Annotated in this window: 15 protein-coding genes; 3 read left to right on the forward strand and 12 right to left on the reverse strand. The window is 68.7% G+C overall.

What is annotated here, in order from left to right:
* Positions 1 to 18: 18 nt before the first annotated feature.
* From AB0H78_RS21775 to AB0H78_RS21795, 5 genes are all read right to left on the reverse strand, one after another.
* A complete protein-coding gene (locus tag AB0H78_RS21775; RefSeq protein WP_363236382.1) occupies positions 19 to 807 on the reverse strand; it encodes a carbohydrate ABC transporter permease in 789 nt (262 codons plus the stop codon).
* A gap of 159 nt (positions 808 to 966) precedes the next feature.
* Positions 967 to 1863, reverse strand: coding sequence for a sugar ABC transporter permease (locus AB0H78_RS21780; RefSeq protein ID WP_363236166.1), 897 nt, complete (start codon positions 1861 to 1863; stop codon positions 967 to 969).
* A 115-nt stretch (positions 1864 to 1978) separates the two neighbouring features.
* Entirely contained in the window at positions 1979 to 3307 is a 1329-nt protein-coding gene (locus AB0H78_RS21785; protein WP_363236167.1) for an extracellular solute-binding protein, read from the reverse strand.
* 185 nt (positions 3308 to 3492) lie between these two features.
* On the reverse strand, positions 3493 to 5256 hold the full coding sequence (locus AB0H78_RS21790) for a beta-galactosidase family protein (RefSeq protein WP_363236168.1): 1764 nt from the start codon (positions 5254 to 5256) through the stop codon (positions 3493 to 3495).
* A 39-nt stretch (positions 5257 to 5295) separates the two neighbouring features.
* Positions 5296 to 6378, reverse strand: a complete 1083-nt coding sequence (locus AB0H78_RS21795; RefSeq protein WP_363236169.1) for a substrate-binding domain-containing protein — start codon at positions 6376 to 6378, stop codon at positions 5296 to 5298.
* A 211-nt stretch (positions 6379 to 6589) separates the two neighbouring features.
* Between AB0H78_RS21795 and AB0H78_RS21800 the strand changes: the two genes are divergently transcribed.
* The 3 genes from AB0H78_RS21800 (at position 6590) to AB0H78_RS21810 (ending at position 11014) form a co-directional block, all read left to right on the forward strand.
* Entirely contained in the window at positions 6590 to 9019 is a 2430-nt protein-coding gene (locus tag AB0H78_RS21800) for a polysaccharide lyase 8 family protein (protein WP_363236170.1), read from the forward strand.
* 186 nt (positions 9020 to 9205) lie between these two features.
* Entirely contained in the window at positions 9206 to 10789 is a 1584-nt protein-coding gene (locus AB0H78_RS21805) for an acyl-CoA carboxylase subunit beta (protein ID WP_363236171.1), read from the forward strand.
* 15 nt (positions 10790 to 10804) lie between these two features.
* The gene (locus tag AB0H78_RS21810; protein ID WP_363236172.1) at positions 10805 to 11014 is read left to right on the forward strand and encodes an acyl-CoA carboxylase subunit epsilon; all 210 of its coding nucleotides are present in this window, start codon (positions 10805 to 10807) and stop codon (positions 11012 to 11014) included.
* An 82-nt stretch (positions 11015 to 11096) separates the two neighbouring features.
* Here AB0H78_RS21810 and AB0H78_RS21815 read toward each other — a convergent pair whose 3' ends face one another.
* From AB0H78_RS21815 to AB0H78_RS21845, 7 genes are all read right to left on the reverse strand, one after another.
* On the reverse strand, positions 11097 to 11678 hold the full coding sequence (locus AB0H78_RS21815; RefSeq protein WP_206962033.1) for an ATP/GTP-binding protein: 582 nt from the start codon (positions 11676 to 11678) through the stop codon (positions 11097 to 11099).
* Positions 11659 to 12237 (reverse strand): DUF742 domain-containing protein, encoded by a 579-nt coding sequence (locus AB0H78_RS21820; protein ID WP_363236173.1) that lies wholly within the window; start codon positions 12235 to 12237, stop codon positions 11659 to 11661. The genes AB0H78_RS21815 and AB0H78_RS21820 overlap by 20 nt, the downstream gene beginning before the upstream one ends.
* Before the next feature lie 90 nt (positions 12238 to 12327).
* Positions 12328 to 12741 (reverse strand): roadblock/LC7 domain-containing protein, encoded by a 414-nt coding sequence (locus tag AB0H78_RS21825; RefSeq protein WP_363236383.1) that lies wholly within the window; start codon positions 12739 to 12741, stop codon positions 12328 to 12330.
* Positions 12742 to 12751: 10 nt separating this feature from the next.
* On the reverse strand, positions 12752 to 15895 hold the full coding sequence (locus tag AB0H78_RS21830) for a nitrate- and nitrite sensing domain-containing protein (RefSeq protein ID WP_363236174.1): 3144 nt from the start codon (positions 15893 to 15895) through the stop codon (positions 12752 to 12754).
* Positions 15896 to 16198: 303 nt separating this feature from the next.
* Complete coding sequence (locus AB0H78_RS21835; protein ID WP_363236175.1) at positions 16199 to 16786, reverse strand: ATP/GTP-binding protein; 588 nt, start codon at positions 16784 to 16786, stop codon at positions 16199 to 16201.
* Entirely contained in the window at positions 16767 to 17174 is a 408-nt protein-coding gene (locus AB0H78_RS21840; RefSeq protein ID WP_363236176.1) for a DUF742 domain-containing protein, read from the reverse strand. The genes AB0H78_RS21835 and AB0H78_RS21840 overlap by 20 nt, the downstream gene beginning before the upstream one ends.
* 130 nt (positions 17175 to 17304) lie before the next feature.
* Positions 17305 to 17718 (reverse strand): roadblock/LC7 domain-containing protein, encoded by a 414-nt coding sequence (locus AB0H78_RS21845; protein ID WP_363236384.1) that lies wholly within the window; start codon positions 17716 to 17718, stop codon positions 17305 to 17307.

A 17718-nucleotide genomic window follows, 5' to 3' on the forward strand; every position in this document is an offset into this window, starting at 1 on the left:
CGGTGTGGGGGCGACGGGTCACTTGACGGCTCCGGCGGTGAGGCCGGAGCGCCAGTAGCGCTGCAGGCCGAGGAAGGCGATGGCGAGCGGGATCACCGAGATCAGCGAGCCCGTGATGACCAGTTGGTAGAACTCGGGGTACTGGGAGACCGTCTGGTTCCAGTTGTAGATGCCGAGGGTGACCGGGTATTTCGAGCTGTCGTTCAGCATCACCAGTGGCAGGAAGAAGTTGTTCCAGCTGCCGGTGAAGGAGAACAGGAAGATCGTCATGAAGGCCGGGGCCATCATCGGCAGCGAGACCGACCGGAAGAGCCGGATCTCGCTCGCGCCGTCCATGCGGGCGGCCTCCAGGGTCTCGCCGGGGACGTAGCCCTCGGAGAAGACCCGGGCGAGGTAGACGCCGAAGGGGTTGACGAGGCCGGGGATCAGGACGGCCCAGTAGGTGTTGACCAGGCCGACCTTGGACGCCATCAGGTACATCGGCAGCGAGACGACGGTCGAGGGCACGAGGATGCCGAGCAGGACGACCGCGTACATCTTGTTCTTGAGCGGGAAGCTGTATTTGTCGAAGGCATAGCCGGCGAGGAGGCTGATGAAGGCCGATGCCGCGGCGCCGACGACCGAGTACAGCATGCTGTTGCCGAGCCAGGTGGCGAAGATGCCGTCGTCGTAGGAGAAGAGACGGCTGAGGTTGGAGAAGAGGTTGAAGTCTCCGAGCTCGAAGCCGGGGTGGGCGAAGAGGTCGCTGTTGTCCTTGGTGGCGGCGAAGAGCAGCCAGGTCAGCGGCATCAGCGTGTAGAACGCCATGATGACGAGGACGGTGTTGACGGCGGCCTTCGACGAGAAGGACGACGCGGTCGCACCGCCGCGCGGGCGGGTGGTGCGGGAGCGGCTGGGCCGCACGGGACGGTCCGAAGTGGCGGCGGGGGACGCTGCGTTCGGGACCTTGGTGTCGACGCTCATGCTCTACGCCTCCTTCCAGCGGTTGCCGAACTTGGTGATCACAAAGGAGAGCAGCGCTCCGAGCACGGCGAGCATCAGGGAGGCCGCGGCGGCCGTTCCGTAGTCGTGCTTGGAGAAGGCGGCCTGGTAGATGTACATGGTCGGGGACCACTCGGGGGCCAGTGACGGCGCCTTGGCGCGCAGGATCTCGGGCTCGGTGAAGAGCTGGATGGCGCCGACGGCGGTGAAGAGCATGGTGAGGACGACCGAGGAGCGGATCATCGGGAGCTTCACGGCGACCGCTGTGCGGAAATGACCGGCGCCGTCCACCAGGGCGGCCTCCAGCGTCTCGCGCGGGACGGCCTGCAGGGCGGCGTAGAAGATCACCATGTTGTAGCCGATCCACTGCCAGGCGGCGGCGTTGGCCATGGAGAACAGGACGGCGTCGTTGCCGAGGAAGTCCCAGCTCGCGCCGAAGCTCTTCAGGAACTGGGTGATCGGGCTGAGGCTCGGGGTGTAGAGGTAGACCCAGATGATCGCGGCGATCATTCCCGGCACCGCGTGCGGCAGGAAGTACGCCAGCTGGAAGAACTTCTTCGCCCGGGCCATCGCGGAGTCCACGAGCAGGGCCAGCGCGAGGGCGCCGCCGACCATCAGCGGGATGTAGATCAGGCAGTAGAGGGCGACGTGCAGGAAGCTGTCGCGGAAGACCGAGTCGCCCAGGGCGCGCGTGTAGTTGCCGAGTCCGGCGAAGACCGTGTGGGAGCCGCCGAAGCCGAGACCGGAGGACTCCTCGCGGAAGAGGCTCATCCAGATCGCGTAACCGATCGGAACGATCATCACGGCGATGAAGAGCAGGAAGAAGGGGGCGATGAACAGAGCGGGGGTGCTGCGCTGACCGCGGCCGAGCCGTGATGACACCAAAGGCTCCTTTGGTCCGTACGTGAAGAGGGTGCGGGGGGTCGGGAGGATGCCGGACCACTCCGGCCGGGGCGGGATCAGGCCGCCCCGGCCGGAGAGCTGCAGCGGCGAAGGGCTACTTCGCGAGCTTCAGACCGCGGTCGGTGATGCCCTTCTCGGCGGCCTTCTGCCCGGCCTGGAAGGCGGACCAGAAGTCGCCGGAGGCCTTGACCTTGCCGAGGGCGGCGGTCAGCGACACCGAAGTGGAGTTGTGGGTCGGGCTCCAGACCCAGCCCGTCGGGATGGTCTTCACCTGGTCGCCCGCGAGGGCGTAGATGTCCTGGCCGCCGAAGAACTTGGCGTCGAAGGTGTCCTTCGCGGTGGAGCGCAGGTCCTCGTTGGCGGGCAGGCCGCTGGAGGTGCCGGCCGCGAGGCGGGCCTTGACGGCGGTCTTGTCGGTGGTCGCCCACTTGATGAACTCGGCGGCAGCGGCGGCCTTCTTGGAGTCCTTGGAGATGGCGAAGGACGAGCCGCCGACGGAGCCGGTGGCGGCGGTGCCCCAGTTGGGCAGCGGGGCCTCGGCCCAGTTGCCTGCCTGCTTGGGGTACGAGGTCTTCACGCCGCCCGCGCTCCAGGCCGCGCCCAGGTAGGCGATGGCCGAGCCGTCGGTGACCTTCTTGGTCGACTCCGGGCTCCAGGAGACGTCGTTGTAGACCAGGTCGCTCTTGACCAGGTCCTTCCAGTAGTCCGCGACCTTCTGGGTCTCGGGGCTGGCGATGTTCACCTTCCAGGAGTCGCCCTCGGAGGCGTACCACTTGCCGCCGGCCTGCTGGACGAGACCGGCCCAGGTGGCGGTGTCGTCGCCCCAGAAGGAGAGCATCCGGGACTTGCCCTTGGACGCCGTCTTGATCTTCTCGGCGGCGGTCTTGAACTCGGCCCAGGTCTTGGGGACCTCGACGCCGTACTTCTTGAAGAGGTCGGTGCGGTAGTAGAACGTCTGCGGGCCGACGTCGTAGGGGGCCGCCCAGGTCTTGCCGCCGAGCGTCACCAGGGACTGGACCGACTCGGGGGAGTAGCTCTTGACGGTGTCGCCGAGCTCTGCGGAGGAGTCCTTCAGGAGGCCCTGGGTGACGAGGTCGGGGAGCGCCTGGTACTCGGCGTTGACGACGTCGGGGGCGTTGCCCGCCTTGACGGCCTTGCCGAGCTTGTCGTAGCCGCCGGCCAGACCGGCCGGGATCTCGGAGTACGTGACCTGGATGTTCTTGTGGGTCTTGTTGAACTCCGCGGTCATGTCCTTCGTCCCGGGCATCCAGGACCAGTAGGAGATCTTGACCGGCTCGGCGGCGGTGCCGGTCCCGGCGCTCTTGCTGCTGGAGTCGTCGCCGCCACAGGCAGTGGCGAGAACGGCCAGAGAGGCCACAGCGGCCGCAAGGGCTATGGAGGACTTACGGGAGGTGGGCTTCATTGCTCTGACTCCTACGAGAAGACCTGCTGACGAGGCGAGTTGACGACATCTTTCGACCAAGAACGATCAGAGTCAATAGGAAAGAGACAATCGATCGTCTCGGAACGGTTTCGATCCGTCTGGTTGTGCGTTTCAAGCGAAACGCACAACCCCGCTCATCCGGTGGGCGGCCAACGCCCGCCGAATCAGCCCAAGTCGGGCAACTCGCGCACCTCGACGACCGTTTCCGCGTCGCATCCGTCGAGCTCCAGGACCACGATCTCGTTGCGTCCCGCGCGCAGCAGCGGCCACGGGACGTACAGCGTCCGCTGCGGGCCCTGCTCCCAGTAGCGGCCCAGGCAGAAGCCGTTGACCCAGACGTAGCCCTTGGTCCAGCCGGGCAGTGCGAGATACCCGTCAGCGGGCTCCGAGACGTCCAGGAAGCCCCGGTGGAAGACCGGTCCGGGACCCTCGGCGGCCGTTCCCCAGGGCAGGCCGTCGGGTGTCCCGTTGCCCAGCGGGACGGGCCGCGCCGTCCAGTTGTGCAGCAGCTGCTGGGTGTGCAGGACCCGGCTCACGCCCTTGTGCTCGCCGACCCCCGTGCCGTAGTTGACCCGGCCCATGGACTCGACCAGGAGCTCGACGCGGGTACTCGCACCCTCGACCGCGATCTCGGGCCAGGGGGCGTCGGAGTCGCGCTCCAGCACGCCCCTGGGCTCACCGTCCACGAAGACGTGCGCCCGGTCGGCCAGCCCCTGCACGGAGAGCGGGTAGGCCTTGCGCGGCCCGGGGATGTCCGTCCCGTAGAGGACCAGGCCGTGTTCGATCCCCAGCTCCTCGAAGGTGAGCGGGACGGCCGAGGCGACGGTGGGCGCCGCCAGCTCGTTCAGTACGTCGAAAAGCCGGACGGACTCGGACAGTTCGACCCTCCCCGCGGGCAGCAGGGCCGGCATCGGCGCCGGATCGGGCAGCGGTCCTTCGGCGAGCTTCCCCAGGACTTCGCGGAACGCCCAGAACTTCTCGGTCGTCCCGCCGCGTTCGTCGACGGGGGCGTCGTAGTCGTACGACGTCACATCGGGGAGATAGGTCTCGCCGGTGGCCGGGTCCTTGGTGTTGGCGCCTGCCCAGGTCCCGAAGTTGGTGCCGCCGTGCGCCATGTAGATGTTCACCGAGGCGCCGGCGTCCGTCATCTCGGCGAGGGTGGCGGCCGCGTCCTTCGGGTCGCGGACGGTGTGGCCGTCGCCCCAGTGGTCGAACCAGCCGCACCAGAACTCCATGCACATCGCCGGATCCTCCGGCCGGAAGCGCCTGAGTTCGGTGAAGGCCTCCGTGGCGCGGCTGCCGAAGTTGACGGTCGCCAGATGCCCGGGGACGGTGCCGCCGGTGAGGAAGAAGTCCTCGGGGCCGTCCGAGGTGAAGAGCGGGACGTCGATCCCGCGCGAGCGCATGGCCTCGGCGAGATGGCGCAGATAGCCGGTGTCGGTGCCGTACGACCCATATTCGTTCTCGATCTGGACCATCAGCACATTGCCGCCGCGGCTGACCTGATGCGGTGCGATCACCGGCATCAACCGGTCGTACCAGCGCTCCACATGGGCCAGATAGGCCGGGTCCTGGCAGCGCACCGCCCGCACGTCCCGGTCGGCGCCCAGCCACCAGGGCAGCCCGCCGTTCTCCCACTCGGCGCAGATGTACGGCGAGGGGCGGACGATCGCGTGCAGCCCGGCGTCCGCGGTGGCGTGCAGGAACGCGTCGAGGTCGGCGAGACCCTCGAAGTCGTAGCTCCCGGGCCGCGGCTCGTGGAGATTCCAGGGGACGTACGTCTCCACGGTGTTGAGCCCCATCGCCCGCAGCTGGTGCAGCCGGTGCGGCCACTGCTCGGGCAGGGTCCTGAAGTAGTGCATCGCCCCCGACAGCAGGTGCAGGGGGCGACCGTCGAGGGAGAAACCCTCGGGGGATATCTGGAACATGAGGGCTTCTCCGGAGCAGGAAGGTACGGGTCTGCGGTGTCAGCCGCTGGAGTCCCGAATGTGCAGTTCGGGCAGTATGGCGAGACGGTGCCTGGGGCGGCCCGGGTCGGTCACCCGCAGGTTCAGGAGGTCCACGGCCGCCGCGCCCACCGCGTGTTTGGGCGGGGCCACGGCTGTCAGCGGGATGTCCGCGAGTGCGGCCACCTCGTCGTCGTACGCGACGATCGCCAGATCCCCGGGGACCGTGAGACCGCGCGAGCGCAGCCGCTGCAGCAGCACGATCGCATCGTGATCGTTGTGGACGAGCGCGGCGTCGACCCGGCCCTCGGTGACCGCATCGATGAACTCGTCGATCGTCCGGTCGCGTTCGGCCATCGCCGAGGGGGAGGGGATGCGGAAGCTGATGGCGGTGGGCGCGGTGAGACCCGCCGCCCGGAGCCCGCCCGCGTACCCCTCGGCGACCAGCGGTCCGTGCGGGCTGTCGTCGCGCAGCAGCAGGGCGATCTTCGACCGCCCGGACTCCGCGAGATGGCGCACGGCGAGCCGGGCGCCGTAGACATGGTCGGTGACGGCCCGCTCCGCACCCGAGATGTCGTTCTCCGGGCGCCGCTCCACCAGGGCGAAGGGGATGGGGAGTTCGGCCAGCCAGTGCTGGTCGTCCGCGCTCCCGCACGGGGTGATCAGGAGTCCGTCGATGCCGTCGGCCAGCATCTGCCGGGCCTGCACCTGCTCCTCGGCGGGGGAGTACTGCGAGATGCCGAGCACCAGCCGGATACCGCGTGAACCGGCCGCCTCGCGGGCGCCCTTGATCACTTCCGGGTAGTAGTAGTCGGCGGCCGGCACGATCATGCCGAACACCCGCTCCGTGGCAGCGGTGCGCGGTGCGGGCACGAGACGGGCCGGCGCGGTGTCCGCACCCGGTCCCGCCGTCTCCGCACGGGTCTCGGGGCGCACGGCCCCACCGTGGACGCGGGCGACCAGACCGCGCTCGGCGAGGGTCTCGACGTCACGGCGGACCGTGACGGGCGAAACCCCCAACTCATCGGCGAAATCGGTCACTCGCAGCGAGCCCTGCTCGCGCAAGCGACGCAGTATCGCCTGGTGCCTCTCTTCGGCATGCACGTGATCCGGTCCCCTCTTCCGTCACCGGGCTGAGCTGGAGTGTAGTACTCCAGCGATCGTTAGTGAACGTTTCTGTCTGAACAATCATTTTCGGCAGGAAGTGTTCAGGCCATTGCTGGTGTCTGTTCGTACGTGTTAGAAACCGCTCACTCGCGCTGCGAGTGGCCCCGAGTGCGATGACGCACCCGTCTCCCCGGAGGTTTCGCCCCCCATGTCCTCCGCAGTTCCCCCCATGTTCCTCTCGCGCCGCGGCTTCCTGCGCGCGGTCGCCGCCACCGCCGTCGCCGTCCCCGTTCTCGGGGTCGCGGCAGGCCGCGCGACAGCCGCCGACGCGTACGACACCCTCCGCCTCAAGTGGCGCGACCTGATGCTCGGCACCGGATTCGACGCCACCGCGGAGCCGTACAAGAGCAAGCTCTCCGCCCTCGGCACCACGGCCGCCACCCTGCGCTCCACCATGGCGGTCGCGAGCGGCTCCCTCTGGCCGGACCTCGACTACGCGGATCCCGACCCGAACACCGACACCGCCTCCTACGGCTACTCCGCCGCACTCGGCACCAGCTTCTCCCGTCTGCGCACCCTCGCCGAGGCATACTCCCAGCCCGGCACCGGAGTCACCGGCAACGCCGCCCTGCTGACGGAGATCCTCGCAGGTCTCGACCACCTCCACACCGAGCGCTACAACAACACCCAGGCCACCTACGGCAATTGGTACAACTGGCAGATCGGCATACCCCAGGCGCTCCTGGACATCTGCGTCTTCCTGTACGACAGCCTGGGCGCCACCCGCATCGCCGACTACGCCGCCGCGATCGACCACTTCGTCCCCGACAGCGCGGTCGCCACCTACTCGGGCACCTCCACCGGCGCGAACCGCGTCGACCTCTGCCGCGTCATTGCCCTGCGCGGCGTGGTCGCCAAGACCCCCGCCAAGATCGCCACCGCCCGCAACGCGCTCTCGCCCGTCTTCCCGTACGTGACGGCCGGAGACGGCCTCTACGCCGACGGCTCCTTCGTCCAGCACACGGTCGTCCCCTACGCGGGTTCCTACGGTTCGGTGATGCTCGGCGGCCTCTCCCTCCTCTTCGCCCTGCTCAAGGGCTCCACCTGGGAGGTCACCGACTCCGGCCGCCAGGTGATCTTCGATTCGGTCGAGAAGGCGTACGCGCCCTTCCTCTTCAACGGCCTGGCCATGGACAGCGTTTCCGGCCGGGCGGTCAGCCGAGGCGTGCAGACGACGGACACCCGCAGGATCCTCCAGGACGACCACGGCCGCGGCCACGCGATCATCGCCTGCATCGCCCTGCTCGCCCAGAGCGCGTCCAGCGCCGAATCCGCCCGCTGGCAGTCGATGGTCAAGGGCTGGATCGCCCGCGCCTCCTACGCACCGATCCTCACCGACCCCACCCTCGGAGTCGCCGCGGCGGCCCGCCTCGCCGCGGTCCGGAACGGCACGGCGACCGCCGCCGCCGAACCGACCGGCCACCGCCTGTTCCCCGGCATGGACCGGGCCGTGCACCGCCGCACCGCCTGGGCCGCCAACGTCTCGATGGCCTCCGGCCGGATCACGTACTACGAGAACGGCAACGGCGAGAACGTCCGCGGCTGGCACAGCGGTTCGGGAATGCTCTATTGGTGGGGCAAGGACTTCGCCAACGGCCAGTACAGCGACAGCTTCTGGCCCACCGTGGACCCCTACCGCCTCCCCGGGACCACCGCGTCCAAGAAGGTCCTCGCGGACGGCGCAGGAGGCACCTGGGGTGCTTCACGCCCCGACGTGAAGTGGGTGGGCGGTGCGAGCGACGGTACGTACGCCACCGTCGGCCAGTACCTCAAGGGCCTGTCCTCCACCCTCGTCGCCAAGAAGTCCTGGTTCTTCCTCGACGACGCGATCGTCTGTCTGGGCGCCGGGATCCGAGGCCGGGACGCCACCGGCGTGGAGAGCGTGGTCGAGAACCGCAACCTCGGCGCGGCAGGCGTCCACGCCTTCACCGTCGACGGCACCGCCCAGTCCACGGCGCTCGGCTGGAACGCCACGCTCACCGGCGCCAAGTGGGCCCAGCTCGCGGGCCACGCCGGCTACGTCTTCCCCGGCGGAGCCACCGTAAAGGCCCTGCGCGCCACCCGCACCGGAGCCTGGTCGGACATCAACGCGGGCGGTACGACGGACCCGATCACCCGCCGCTACCTCACCCTCTGGTTCGACCACGGCACCGATCCGACGGACGCCACGTACTCCTACCTGCTGATGCCGGGCGCGACGACCACGGCCACCGCGGCCCGCGCGGCCGACACCACCTATCTGACGACCCTGGCCAACACCGACAACCAGCAGGGCGTCGCGGTCCCCTCGCTCGGCTTCACCGGCGTCAACTTCTGGTTCGCCGGTACGGTCGGCACCCTCACCACCACGGCCCCCGCAGCCGTCATGATCCGAGAATCCGCCGGTACGGCGACGATCTGCGTCTCGGACCCCATGCGCCAGTCGGCGACCATCGACGTCACCTGGAACCGCCCGGTCTCGGCGGTCACCTCCAAGGACTCCACGGTCCAGACGATCTCCACCGGAACCGCACTCACCCTGAGGATCACCCCGGGTACGCTCGGCGCCACACACAAGGCCGTGGTGACCCTCACCTGAGCCGGACACGCACTGTGACCGGTGTCTCACCGGCGGCCTTGTGGGGATCCCACAAGGCCGCACCTCCCTGAGCTGGTACTTCGGCTGCACTGCCGGGGGCTTCTGTTCAGGGCTACCAGGAAAACGGCCCGGAGACTGTACGAAGCCCACTGCGCGTTTTCTTGGCGGGCTTCGTAGGGTCGATACATGACCGTTGTCGACGAAACCCCTGGCGAGCCCACGGACGCCCGCGGGCGCGTGGCCGAGCTCCTTGCCCTCCGTGAGCAGGCCCGCCGCGGCCCGAGCGAGCGCGCCACCGAGGCCCAGCACGCCAAGGGCAAGCTGACCGCCCGCGAGCGCATCGAGCTGCTCCTGGACGCGGGTTCGTTCAAGGAGGTCGAGCAGCTGCGCCGCCACCGGGCGACCGGCTTCGGCCTGGAGGCGAAGAAGCCGTACACCGACGGTGTCATCACCGGCTGGGGCACGGTCGAGGGCCGCACGGTCTTCGTCTACGCACACGACTTCCGGATCTTCGGCGGCGCGCTGGGCGAGGCCCACGCCACGAAGATCCACAAGATCATGGACATGGCCATCTCGGCCGGTGCCCCGCTGGTCTCCCTGAACGACGGCGCCGGCGCCCGTATCCAGGAGGGCGTCTCCGCGCTCGCCGGCTACGGCGGCATCTTCCAGCGCAACACCCGCGCCTCCGGCGTCATCCCGCAGATCAGCGTGATGCTCGGCCCGTGCGCGGGCGGCGCGGCCTACAGCCCGGCCCTCACGGACTTCGTCTTCATGGTCCGCGAGACCTCGCAGATGTTCATCACCGGACCCGACGTGGTCCGCGCGGTGACCGGCGAGGAGATCACCCAGAACGGCCTCGGCGGCGCTGACGTGCACGCCGAGACCTCGGGCGTCGCGCACTTCGCGTACGACGACGAGGAGACCTGCATCGCCGAGGTCCGCTACCTCATCTCGATGCTGCCCTCCAACAACCGCGAGAACCCGCCCTCGCACCCCTCCGAGGACCCCGCCGACCGCCGCTCCGAGGTCCTCCTGGACCTGGTGCCGGCCGACGGCAACCGCCCCTACGACATGCACAAGGTCATCGAGGAGCTCGTCGACGACGGCGACTTCCTGGAGATCCACGAGCGCTGGGCGCGCAACATCATCTGCGCCCTGGCCCGCCTCGACGGACAGGTGGTCGGCATCGTCGCCAACCAGCCGCAGTCCCTCGCAGGTGTCCTGGACATCGAGGCCAGTGAAAAAGCTGCCCGCTTTGTCCAAATGTGCGATGCTTTCAATATCCCTATCGTGACGCTGCTCGACGTCCCGGGCTTCCTGCCCGGCGTCGACCAGGAGCACGGCGGGATCATCCGGCACGGCGCGAAGCTGCTCTACGCGTACTGCAACGCGACGGTGCCCCGGATCTCGCTGATTCTCCGCAAGGCCTACGGAGGCGCGTACATCGTCATGGACTCGCAGTCCATCGGTGCCGACCTGACCTACGCCTGGCCGACCAACGAGATCGCGGTGATGGGCGCCGAAGGTGCCGCCAACGTCATCTTCCGCAAGCAGATCGCCGAGGCCGCCGATCCCGAGGCCATGCGCGCCCGCATGGTCAAGGAGTACAAGGCCGAGCTGATGCACCCGTACTACGCGGCCGAGCGCGGCCTGGTCGACGACGTCATCGACCCCGCCGAGACCCGCGAAGTCCTGATCGCCTCGCTCGCCATGCTCCGCACCAAGCACGCCGACCTGCCGTCCCGCAAGCACGGCAACCCGCCTCAGTAAGAGGAGACTCCTGCCTTGAGTACCCCCGCCCCTTCCGATTCCTCCCTCCTCCGCGTGGAGAAGGGCAACGCCGGCCCCGAAGAGCTCGCGGCCATCACCGCGATCCTCCTGGCGCGCGCCGCGTCCCAGCCGGAGGCCCCGGCCCACAAGCCCACCACGACGGCCGGCTGGCGCCGCCTGGAGCGCACCCCCGGCTTCCGCGCCCCGCACTCCTGGCAGGGCTGACCACACCGCAGCGCACCACACCGCACAACGCAAAGGCCCCGTGCTCCGAAAGGAGCCGGGGCCTTTGGCGTGCGTACGAGCGCTACCGCAGCCGCGCCATGAGGGCGTGCTCGACGAGCGTGATGAGCGCGCTCTTGGCGTCCGCCCGGTGCCGGGCGTCCGTCGTCAGGATGGGGGTGTCGGGCCCGATCTGGAGCGCCTCGCGCACCTCGTCGGGGGTGTAGGCCTGGTGTCCGTCGAAGCCGTTGAGGGCGACGACGAACGGCAGACCCGAGTTCTCGAAGTAGTCCACCGCGGGGAAGCAGTCCGCGAGACGGCGGGTGTCGACCAGGACCACGGCCCCGATGGCGCCGCGTACCAGGTCGTCCCACATGAACCAGAAGCGGTCCTGTCCGGGCGTACCGAAGAGGTACAGGATCAGGTCCTGGTCCAGGGTGATGCGGCCGAAGTCCATGGCCACCGTCGTGGTGGTCTTGTCCCCGGTGTGGGTCAAGTCGTCGATGCCCGCGGACGCGGACGTCATGACGGCTTCCGTACGCAGCGGATTGATCTCCGAGACGGCGCCGACGAACGTGGTCTTGCCCACGCCGAAGCCCCCTGCCACCACGATCTTCGCGGAGGTAGTGGAGCGGGCTGCACCGCCGCTAGAGCTTGCGAAGTCCACTGAGCACCCTTTCGAGCAGTGTCACGTCCGGCGTGCCGCCTGCGTTCTCGTCGCCACCGGGCTGATGGATGGCGACAAGGCCGGCCTCCGCCAAGTCTGCTACGAGAATGCGGGCGACGCCGAGAGGAATGGAAAGAAGAGCCGAGATCTCGGCGACCGACTTGATCTCGACACAGAGCCGGCAAATCCGCTGGTGCTCGGGCAACTGCCCTTGCAGGCGCGCGGGTTCGGCCGTGGTGTGCACCAGCGCCTCGATGGCGAGCTGGTAGCGCGGCCGGGTACGGCCGCCGGTCATGGCATAGGGGCGTACGAGAGGGTTGTGCGCGACCGGAGCGGGCTCGGGGGCGCGACGCGGCTGCACAGGCTGGATGCGCGGCGGCTGCGGCGGCTGCGCGTACGGCGAGGGCTGCTGCGGCTGCTGCGGCTGATAGGGCTGCCCGTAAGGCGGCTGACCCTGTCTGCTGCTGGGCGTGGAGGGGAAGTTGAAGCGGTTACGGTCGTGATCACCCGGAGACTGTTGTCCACCGTTGTAAGGGTGACCGCCTGGGGGCGTTGCCACGTTTCCTCCTCCGACTGCCGGTCGCTGTTCCCTGTGGAGCCGCGCCACCGCACCCTATGGCGCGGTGGCGCGAAACGCACTGTGTGTCTGTTAGTTGAGAAGACTTCCCTGAAGTTCCGCACGCAGGTCCGGGGTGAGGACGCTGCCCGCGCGCTCTACCAGAAGTGCCATCTCGTAACCGACCAGACCGATGTCCGCCTCGGGGTGCGCGAGCACCGCGAGCGAGGATCCGTCCGATACGGACATGAGGAAGAGGAAGCCGCGCTCCATCTCCACGACGGTCTGGTTGACATGACCGCCCTCGAAGATGCGGGAGGCACCCGCGGTCAGCGACGTCAGGCCGGAGGCGACGGCCGCCAGCTGGTCGGCGCGGTCGCGCGGGAAACCTTCGGACATCGCCAGAAGGAGTCCGTCGGCGGAGACCACCACCGTGTGGGACACCCCAGGGGTGTTGTCCACGAAGTTGGTGATCAACCAGTTCAGGTTCTGCGCCGCCTGGCTCATCGGGCTCACACTAACGCTCCTGGTTGTAGGTGCTGTCAGGGCTGAAGCCCTGGCCGTTCGTGTCACTACCTGCACTGCGTCCCTGCTCGACACCGCGGCGCAGGTTGCTCAACCTGCCCCGGATGTCCTCGGGAGCGCGGGAGACCTGAGGGCCGCCCTGCGGGGTCTGCTCCGCCGTGCCCTCGACCAGGTTGGCCTTGGGCACCCGCCGGGGGAGACCGGACGGGGTGATCCCGCCGGCCTTCGGCTCACGGAGCTTCTCCGCACGCTGCCAGCGATCGTCGTTCGATGAACGCCAATCGTCATCACCCGCACCGTCACCGGTGCCGGTGCCGCTCTCATCCTGGGGACCAGGAGCCGCGGGCTGCTGCGACTGGCTGCCGCGGCGGGGGAGACCGGCTTCGGTCACTTCGTGGGAGGTGCTCGGAGACGGTCCCGGACGGTCGAAGCCTACGCGCTCGGAGGCGCTTGCGGGAGCGCTGGGAGCAGATTCCGTTTCCGTCTGGAAACCGGTGTCGTACGACCCTTCGAACGTGCCCTGAGCAGGCCACTCACCCTGGTGGGCATGGGGATCGAACGAGCCGTCGTACTGCGGCTGCTGCGCTGCGGGAGCCTCGTAGGCAGCCTCCGCATAGGCGTAGCCGTTCTGGTCGTACACGGGCGCCTGGCCCTGGTCGTACGGCTGCTCCTGGTACGCCTGCTGCTCGTACTGGGGCTGCTGGTACGGGTCCTGGGCGTAGCCCTGGTCGCCGTACTGCGGCTCCGCGTACTGCGCGGGCTCCTGCACCTCGTCGCGGTACAGCGGCCGGTCGCCGACCTGCGCCTGCGCCTCCAGCGCCGCCCGCCGCTCGCCGCGCATCAACGACCGGTTGACCGGGTCGAGTTCGCGCGGCTGCTCGCCGTTCGTCTCGTCGCCGTAACGCGAGTCGTCGAAGCCGAGTTCGGCGGCCGTACGCAGCGGAGCCGTCTGGATGGCGGGCTGCTGGGGCTGCTGCTGCTCGGGGATGATCGAGGAGACCGTGAAGTCGTCCACGGGCAGTGCCTCGCCGCCGCCACCGTGGGTGATGGCGTCGGGGAGCATGACCAGCGACGTGGTGCCCGCCTGCTCGCCCGAGGGGCGGAGCTGGACGCGTACGCCGTGCCGGTCGGCCAGGCGGCCGACCACGAACAGGCCCATGCGCTGGGAGATCGCGGCGTCCACGGTCGGCGGGTTGGCCAGCTTGTGGTTGATGTCCGCGAAGTCCTCGGCGGTGAGGCCGATTCCCTTGTCGTGGATCTCGACCATCACGCGGCCGTCCGGCAGCCGGGTCGCGGTGACGCGGACCTTGGTCTGCGGCGAGGAGAACGTGGTGGCGTTCTCCAGGAGCTCGGCGAGCAGGTGCACGAGGTCGGTCACGGCCTGGCCGTGGATCTCGGTCTCGGGTACGCCGGAGAGCTCGATGCGCTCGTAGGACTCCACCTCTGAGGAGGCGGCGCGGAGCACGTCGACGAGCGGGACCGGCTGGTTCCAGCGGCGGCCCGGCTCCTCGCCGGCGAGGACCAGGAGGTTCTCGCCGTTACGGCGCATACGGGTCGCCAGGTGGTCCAGCTTGAAGAGGCTCTCCAGCTGGTCCGGGTCGGCCTCGTTGTTCTCGAGGTCGGTGATCAGCGTCAACTGGCCCTCGATGAGCGACTGGTTGCGCCGCGAGAGGTTGGTGAAGATCGCGTTGACGTTGCCCCGCAGCATGGCCTGCTCGGCGGCGAGACGGACCGCTTCCTGGTGAACCTGGTCGAAGGCGCGGGCGACTTCGCCGATCTCGTCCTGCGTGTTGATCGGGATGGGCTCGACCCGGGTGTCGACCCGGCCCGGGTCCGTACGCGAGAGCTGGTCGACCAGCGAGGGCAGCCGCTGCTCGGCGATGCCGAAGGCGGCCGTACGCAGCTGGCGCATGGAGCGGCTCATCTGGCGCGCCATCATCCCGGCCAGGACGAACGCGGCGAGGAGTGCGACCACGACGATGGCGCCGTTGGTGATGGCGTCGGTCTTCGCGGAGTCGGAGATCGCGGCGGCCTCGTCGACGGCCTTGGTGACCAGGCCGTCCTCGATCTCGGAGTAGCCGTCGAACTTGGCGGTGGAAGCCGCCATCCAGGTCTCGGGCGTGATGCCCTTGGCCTTCAGCTGCTTCGGCGTCTGGCCCTTGCCGATCTCCGCTGCCATGCCGTCGAAGACCGAACCGGCCTTGGACGGCGGGGCGACGAAGGGGACACCGGCGGCGTCCGCCTGCTGCTTGGCCGCCGCGAGCTGCTTCGCCCCGTCGGCGGCCTTGCCCTTCATGATCTTGATGAGCTTGTCGGTGTCGGCCTGGGTGCCGCCCGAGGTGTACTCGCCGAGGGCGATCTGCTCCAGGTAGTTGTACGAGTTGAACGCGACGGCCTGGGCGCGGAACTTGTCCTGCTCCTGGCTGGGGCGGAGCAACAGGTGCAGACCGATGGAGCGCTGCAGCGACTCGGCGGCCTTGGCCAGCTGGATGGCGTACAGGGTGCGGCCGAAGCTGGTGACGTTGCTGGTGCCGAAGCCGAGTTCGTTGGAGAACTCCATCAGTGAGTGCTGGACCTTGAGGTAACCCTCTTCGGTCTTCACCGGATCGAGGGCCTCGGCGTACGCGGCCTTGCGCAGCGCGGCGAGCTTGGGCTCCTCGGCGCGGAAGAGGCTCAGACGGCGCTCCAGGCCCTGCTTGCCCGGCATGGACGCCACAGCGGTGTTGAAGTCCGACGCGGCGGCATCGGTGGCGGCGTACGCCTTGGTGACCACGGGGCTGGTGCGCTTCGAGGAGAGCAGCGGCCCCGCGGTCAGGTCACGCTCGTTGAGGAGCGCCTGGCCGTACTCCGCGGCGGCGCGCACGATGAGCGCCGTCTTCTCGGCTTCCTGCGCCTCGTTCCACGTGTCAACCGACGACTTGACCTGGAATCCGCCCATGACGAGGCCGACCAGCACCGGGATCAACAGGATGGCGTTCAGCTTGGTGGGCACCCGCCAGTTGCGCGGTGCCAGCCGGCTGGTGGAGCCGCCTGCCACGGGCGCGGGTATCTCCGCAGGCGACGCCGCTTCGCGCGGCGGCGGGGTGAAGTTCCCCCGCGCCTGCTGCGTAGCGGAGCCGTTCTTGCTTCGCCTCACTCGACCAACAACCTCTCGGCACCGTACTACTGCTCAGTTCGTGGCATTGCAGCACGTCAGAGGGTGTCGTTCCAAACAGCCGGAACCAGCCATTCCGAGTGGTGTACGCCTCAGATAAAACGGTCATAAAGAGCGAGGCACGGCAAAAAGCGGTTCAGTTGTGAGCACAGCGACACCGAGTGACCGCAACGGGTGTTCGGGAGGGGGGAATTCTCTCTCGAAACGTTATGAACACAGGGGCGGATCGTGTCAAAGGACACAGCCCGCCCCTGGTCGTCTACGACAACTGCCGTACTCGAAAAGCTACTTGAGTCGTGCCATCAGTGCGTGTTCCACCAGAGTGATGAGTCCGCTCTTTGCATCACCGCGGTGCCGCGCGTCGGTGGTGATGATCGGTGCGTCGGGCCCGATCTGGAGCGCCTCGCGCACCTCGTCGGGGGTGTAGGGCTGGTGCCCGTCGAAGCCGTTGAGGGCGATGACGAACGGGAGGCCCGAGTTCTCGAAGTAGTCCACCGCGGGGAAGCAGTCCGCGAGACGGCGGGTGTCGACCAGCACGATCGCACCGATGGCGCCGCGTACGAGGTCGTCCCACATGAACCAGAAGCGGTCCTGTCCGGGCGTACCGAAGAGGTACAGGATCAGGTCCTGGTCGAGGGTGATGCGGCCGAAGTCCATGGCCACCGTCGTGGTGGTCTTGTCCCCGGTGTGGGTCAAGTCGTCGATGCCCGCGGACGCGGACGTCATGACGGCTTCCGTACGCAGCGGATTGATCTCCGAGACGGCGCCGACGAAGGTCGTCTTGCCCACGCCGAAGCCGCCCGCCACCACGATCTTCGCGGAGGTGGTCGACCGGGCGGGAGCCGCGCTGCCGCTAGAGCTTGCGAAGTCCACTGAGCACCCTTTCGAGCAGTGTCACATCCGGCGTGCCGCCGGCCTCTCCGTTGCCCGGCTGGTGGATGGCCACCATGCCGGCCTCGGCCAGGTCGGCCACGAGGATCCGGGCCACACCGAGCGGCATCGACAGCAGCGCCGAGACCTCGGCCACCGACTTCACCTCACGGCACAGGTGACAGATCCGCTGGTGCTCGGGGAGCAGCCCCGCGAGGTGCACCGGGTCGGCCGTGGTGCTGACCAGCGCCTCGATGGCGAGCTGGTAGCGCGGCCGGGTCCGGCCGCCGGTCATCGCGTACGGACGTACCAGCGGCTGGTCGCCCTCACTTTCGTACGACGCGTGGTGCAACGCGCCGTACGGATCGTGTGAGGCGGGTGGCGGGGTCATTGATCCTCCGGGCGGGACAGCAGGGGGTCGGCTTGCCGTCTGACTTGGCCGGTGGGGGGAGCGGGTTGCGGCCGGACGGGTTGGTGCGAACGTACGGGCAAATCCTGTGGGTTCAGGGGAGCCTGGGCTCCTAGTGCAGGAGGCTGCCCTGGAGCTCGGCGCGCAGGTCCGGGGTGAGGACGCTGCCCGCACGGTCGACCAGCAGCGCCATCTCGTAACCGACCAGGCCGATGTCACAGTCCGGGTGGGAGAGCACGGCCAGCGAGGAGCCGTCCGACACGGACATGAGGAAGAGGAAGCCGCGCTCCATCTCCACGACGGTCTGGGCGACGGCGCCGCCCTCGAAGATGCGGGAGGCACCCGCGGTCAGCGACGTCAGACCGGAGGCGACGGCCGCCAGCTGGTCGGCGCGGTCGCGCGGGAAACCTTCGGACATGGCGAGGAGCAGTCCGTCGGCGGAGACCACCACCGTGTGGGACACCCCAGGGGTGTTGTCCACGAAGTTGGTGATCAACCAGTTCAGATTCTGCGCCGCCTGGCTCAT

The sequence above is a fragment of the Streptomyces sp. NPDC050738 genome (genome assembly GCF_040654175.1).
Classification (GTDB): domain Bacteria; phylum Actinomycetota; class Actinomycetes; order Streptomycetales; family Streptomycetaceae; genus Streptomyces.

What these genes read in the sequence shown, in the direction of transcription:
- AB0H78_RS21785 (WP_363236167.1), bottom strand. Translation starts at nt 3,307, where the DNA reads ATGAAGCCCACCTCCCGTAAGTCCTCCATAGCCCTTGCGGCCGCTGTG.
- AB0H78_RS21825 (WP_363236383.1), bottom strand. Translation starts at nt 12,741, where the DNA reads ATGAGCCAGGCGGCGCAGAACCTGAACTGGTTGATCACCAACTTCGTG.
- AB0H78_RS21805 (WP_363236171.1), top strand. Translation starts at nt 9,206, where the DNA reads ATGACCGTTGTCGACGAAACCCCTGGCGAGCCCACGGACGCCCGCGGG.
- AB0H78_RS21800 (WP_363236170.1), top strand. Translation starts at nt 6,590, where the DNA reads ATGTCCTCCGCAGTTCCCCCCATGTTCCTCTCGCGCCGCGGCTTCCTG.
- AB0H78_RS21790 (WP_363236168.1), bottom strand. Translation starts at nt 5,256, where the DNA reads ATGTTCCAGATATCCCCCGAGGGTTTCTCCCTCGACGGTCGCCCCCTG.
- AB0H78_RS21775 (WP_363236382.1), bottom strand. Translation starts at nt 807, where the DNA reads ATGGCGTTCTACACGCTGATGCCGCTGACCTGGCTGCTCTTCGCCGCC.
- AB0H78_RS21845 (WP_363236384.1), bottom strand. Translation starts at nt 17,718, where the DNA reads ATGAGCCAGGCGGCGCAGAATCTGAACTGGTTGATCACCAACTTCGTG.
- AB0H78_RS21840 (WP_363236176.1), bottom strand. Translation starts at nt 17,174, where the DNA reads ATGACCCCGCCACCCGCCTCACACGATCCGTACGGCGCGTTGCACCAC.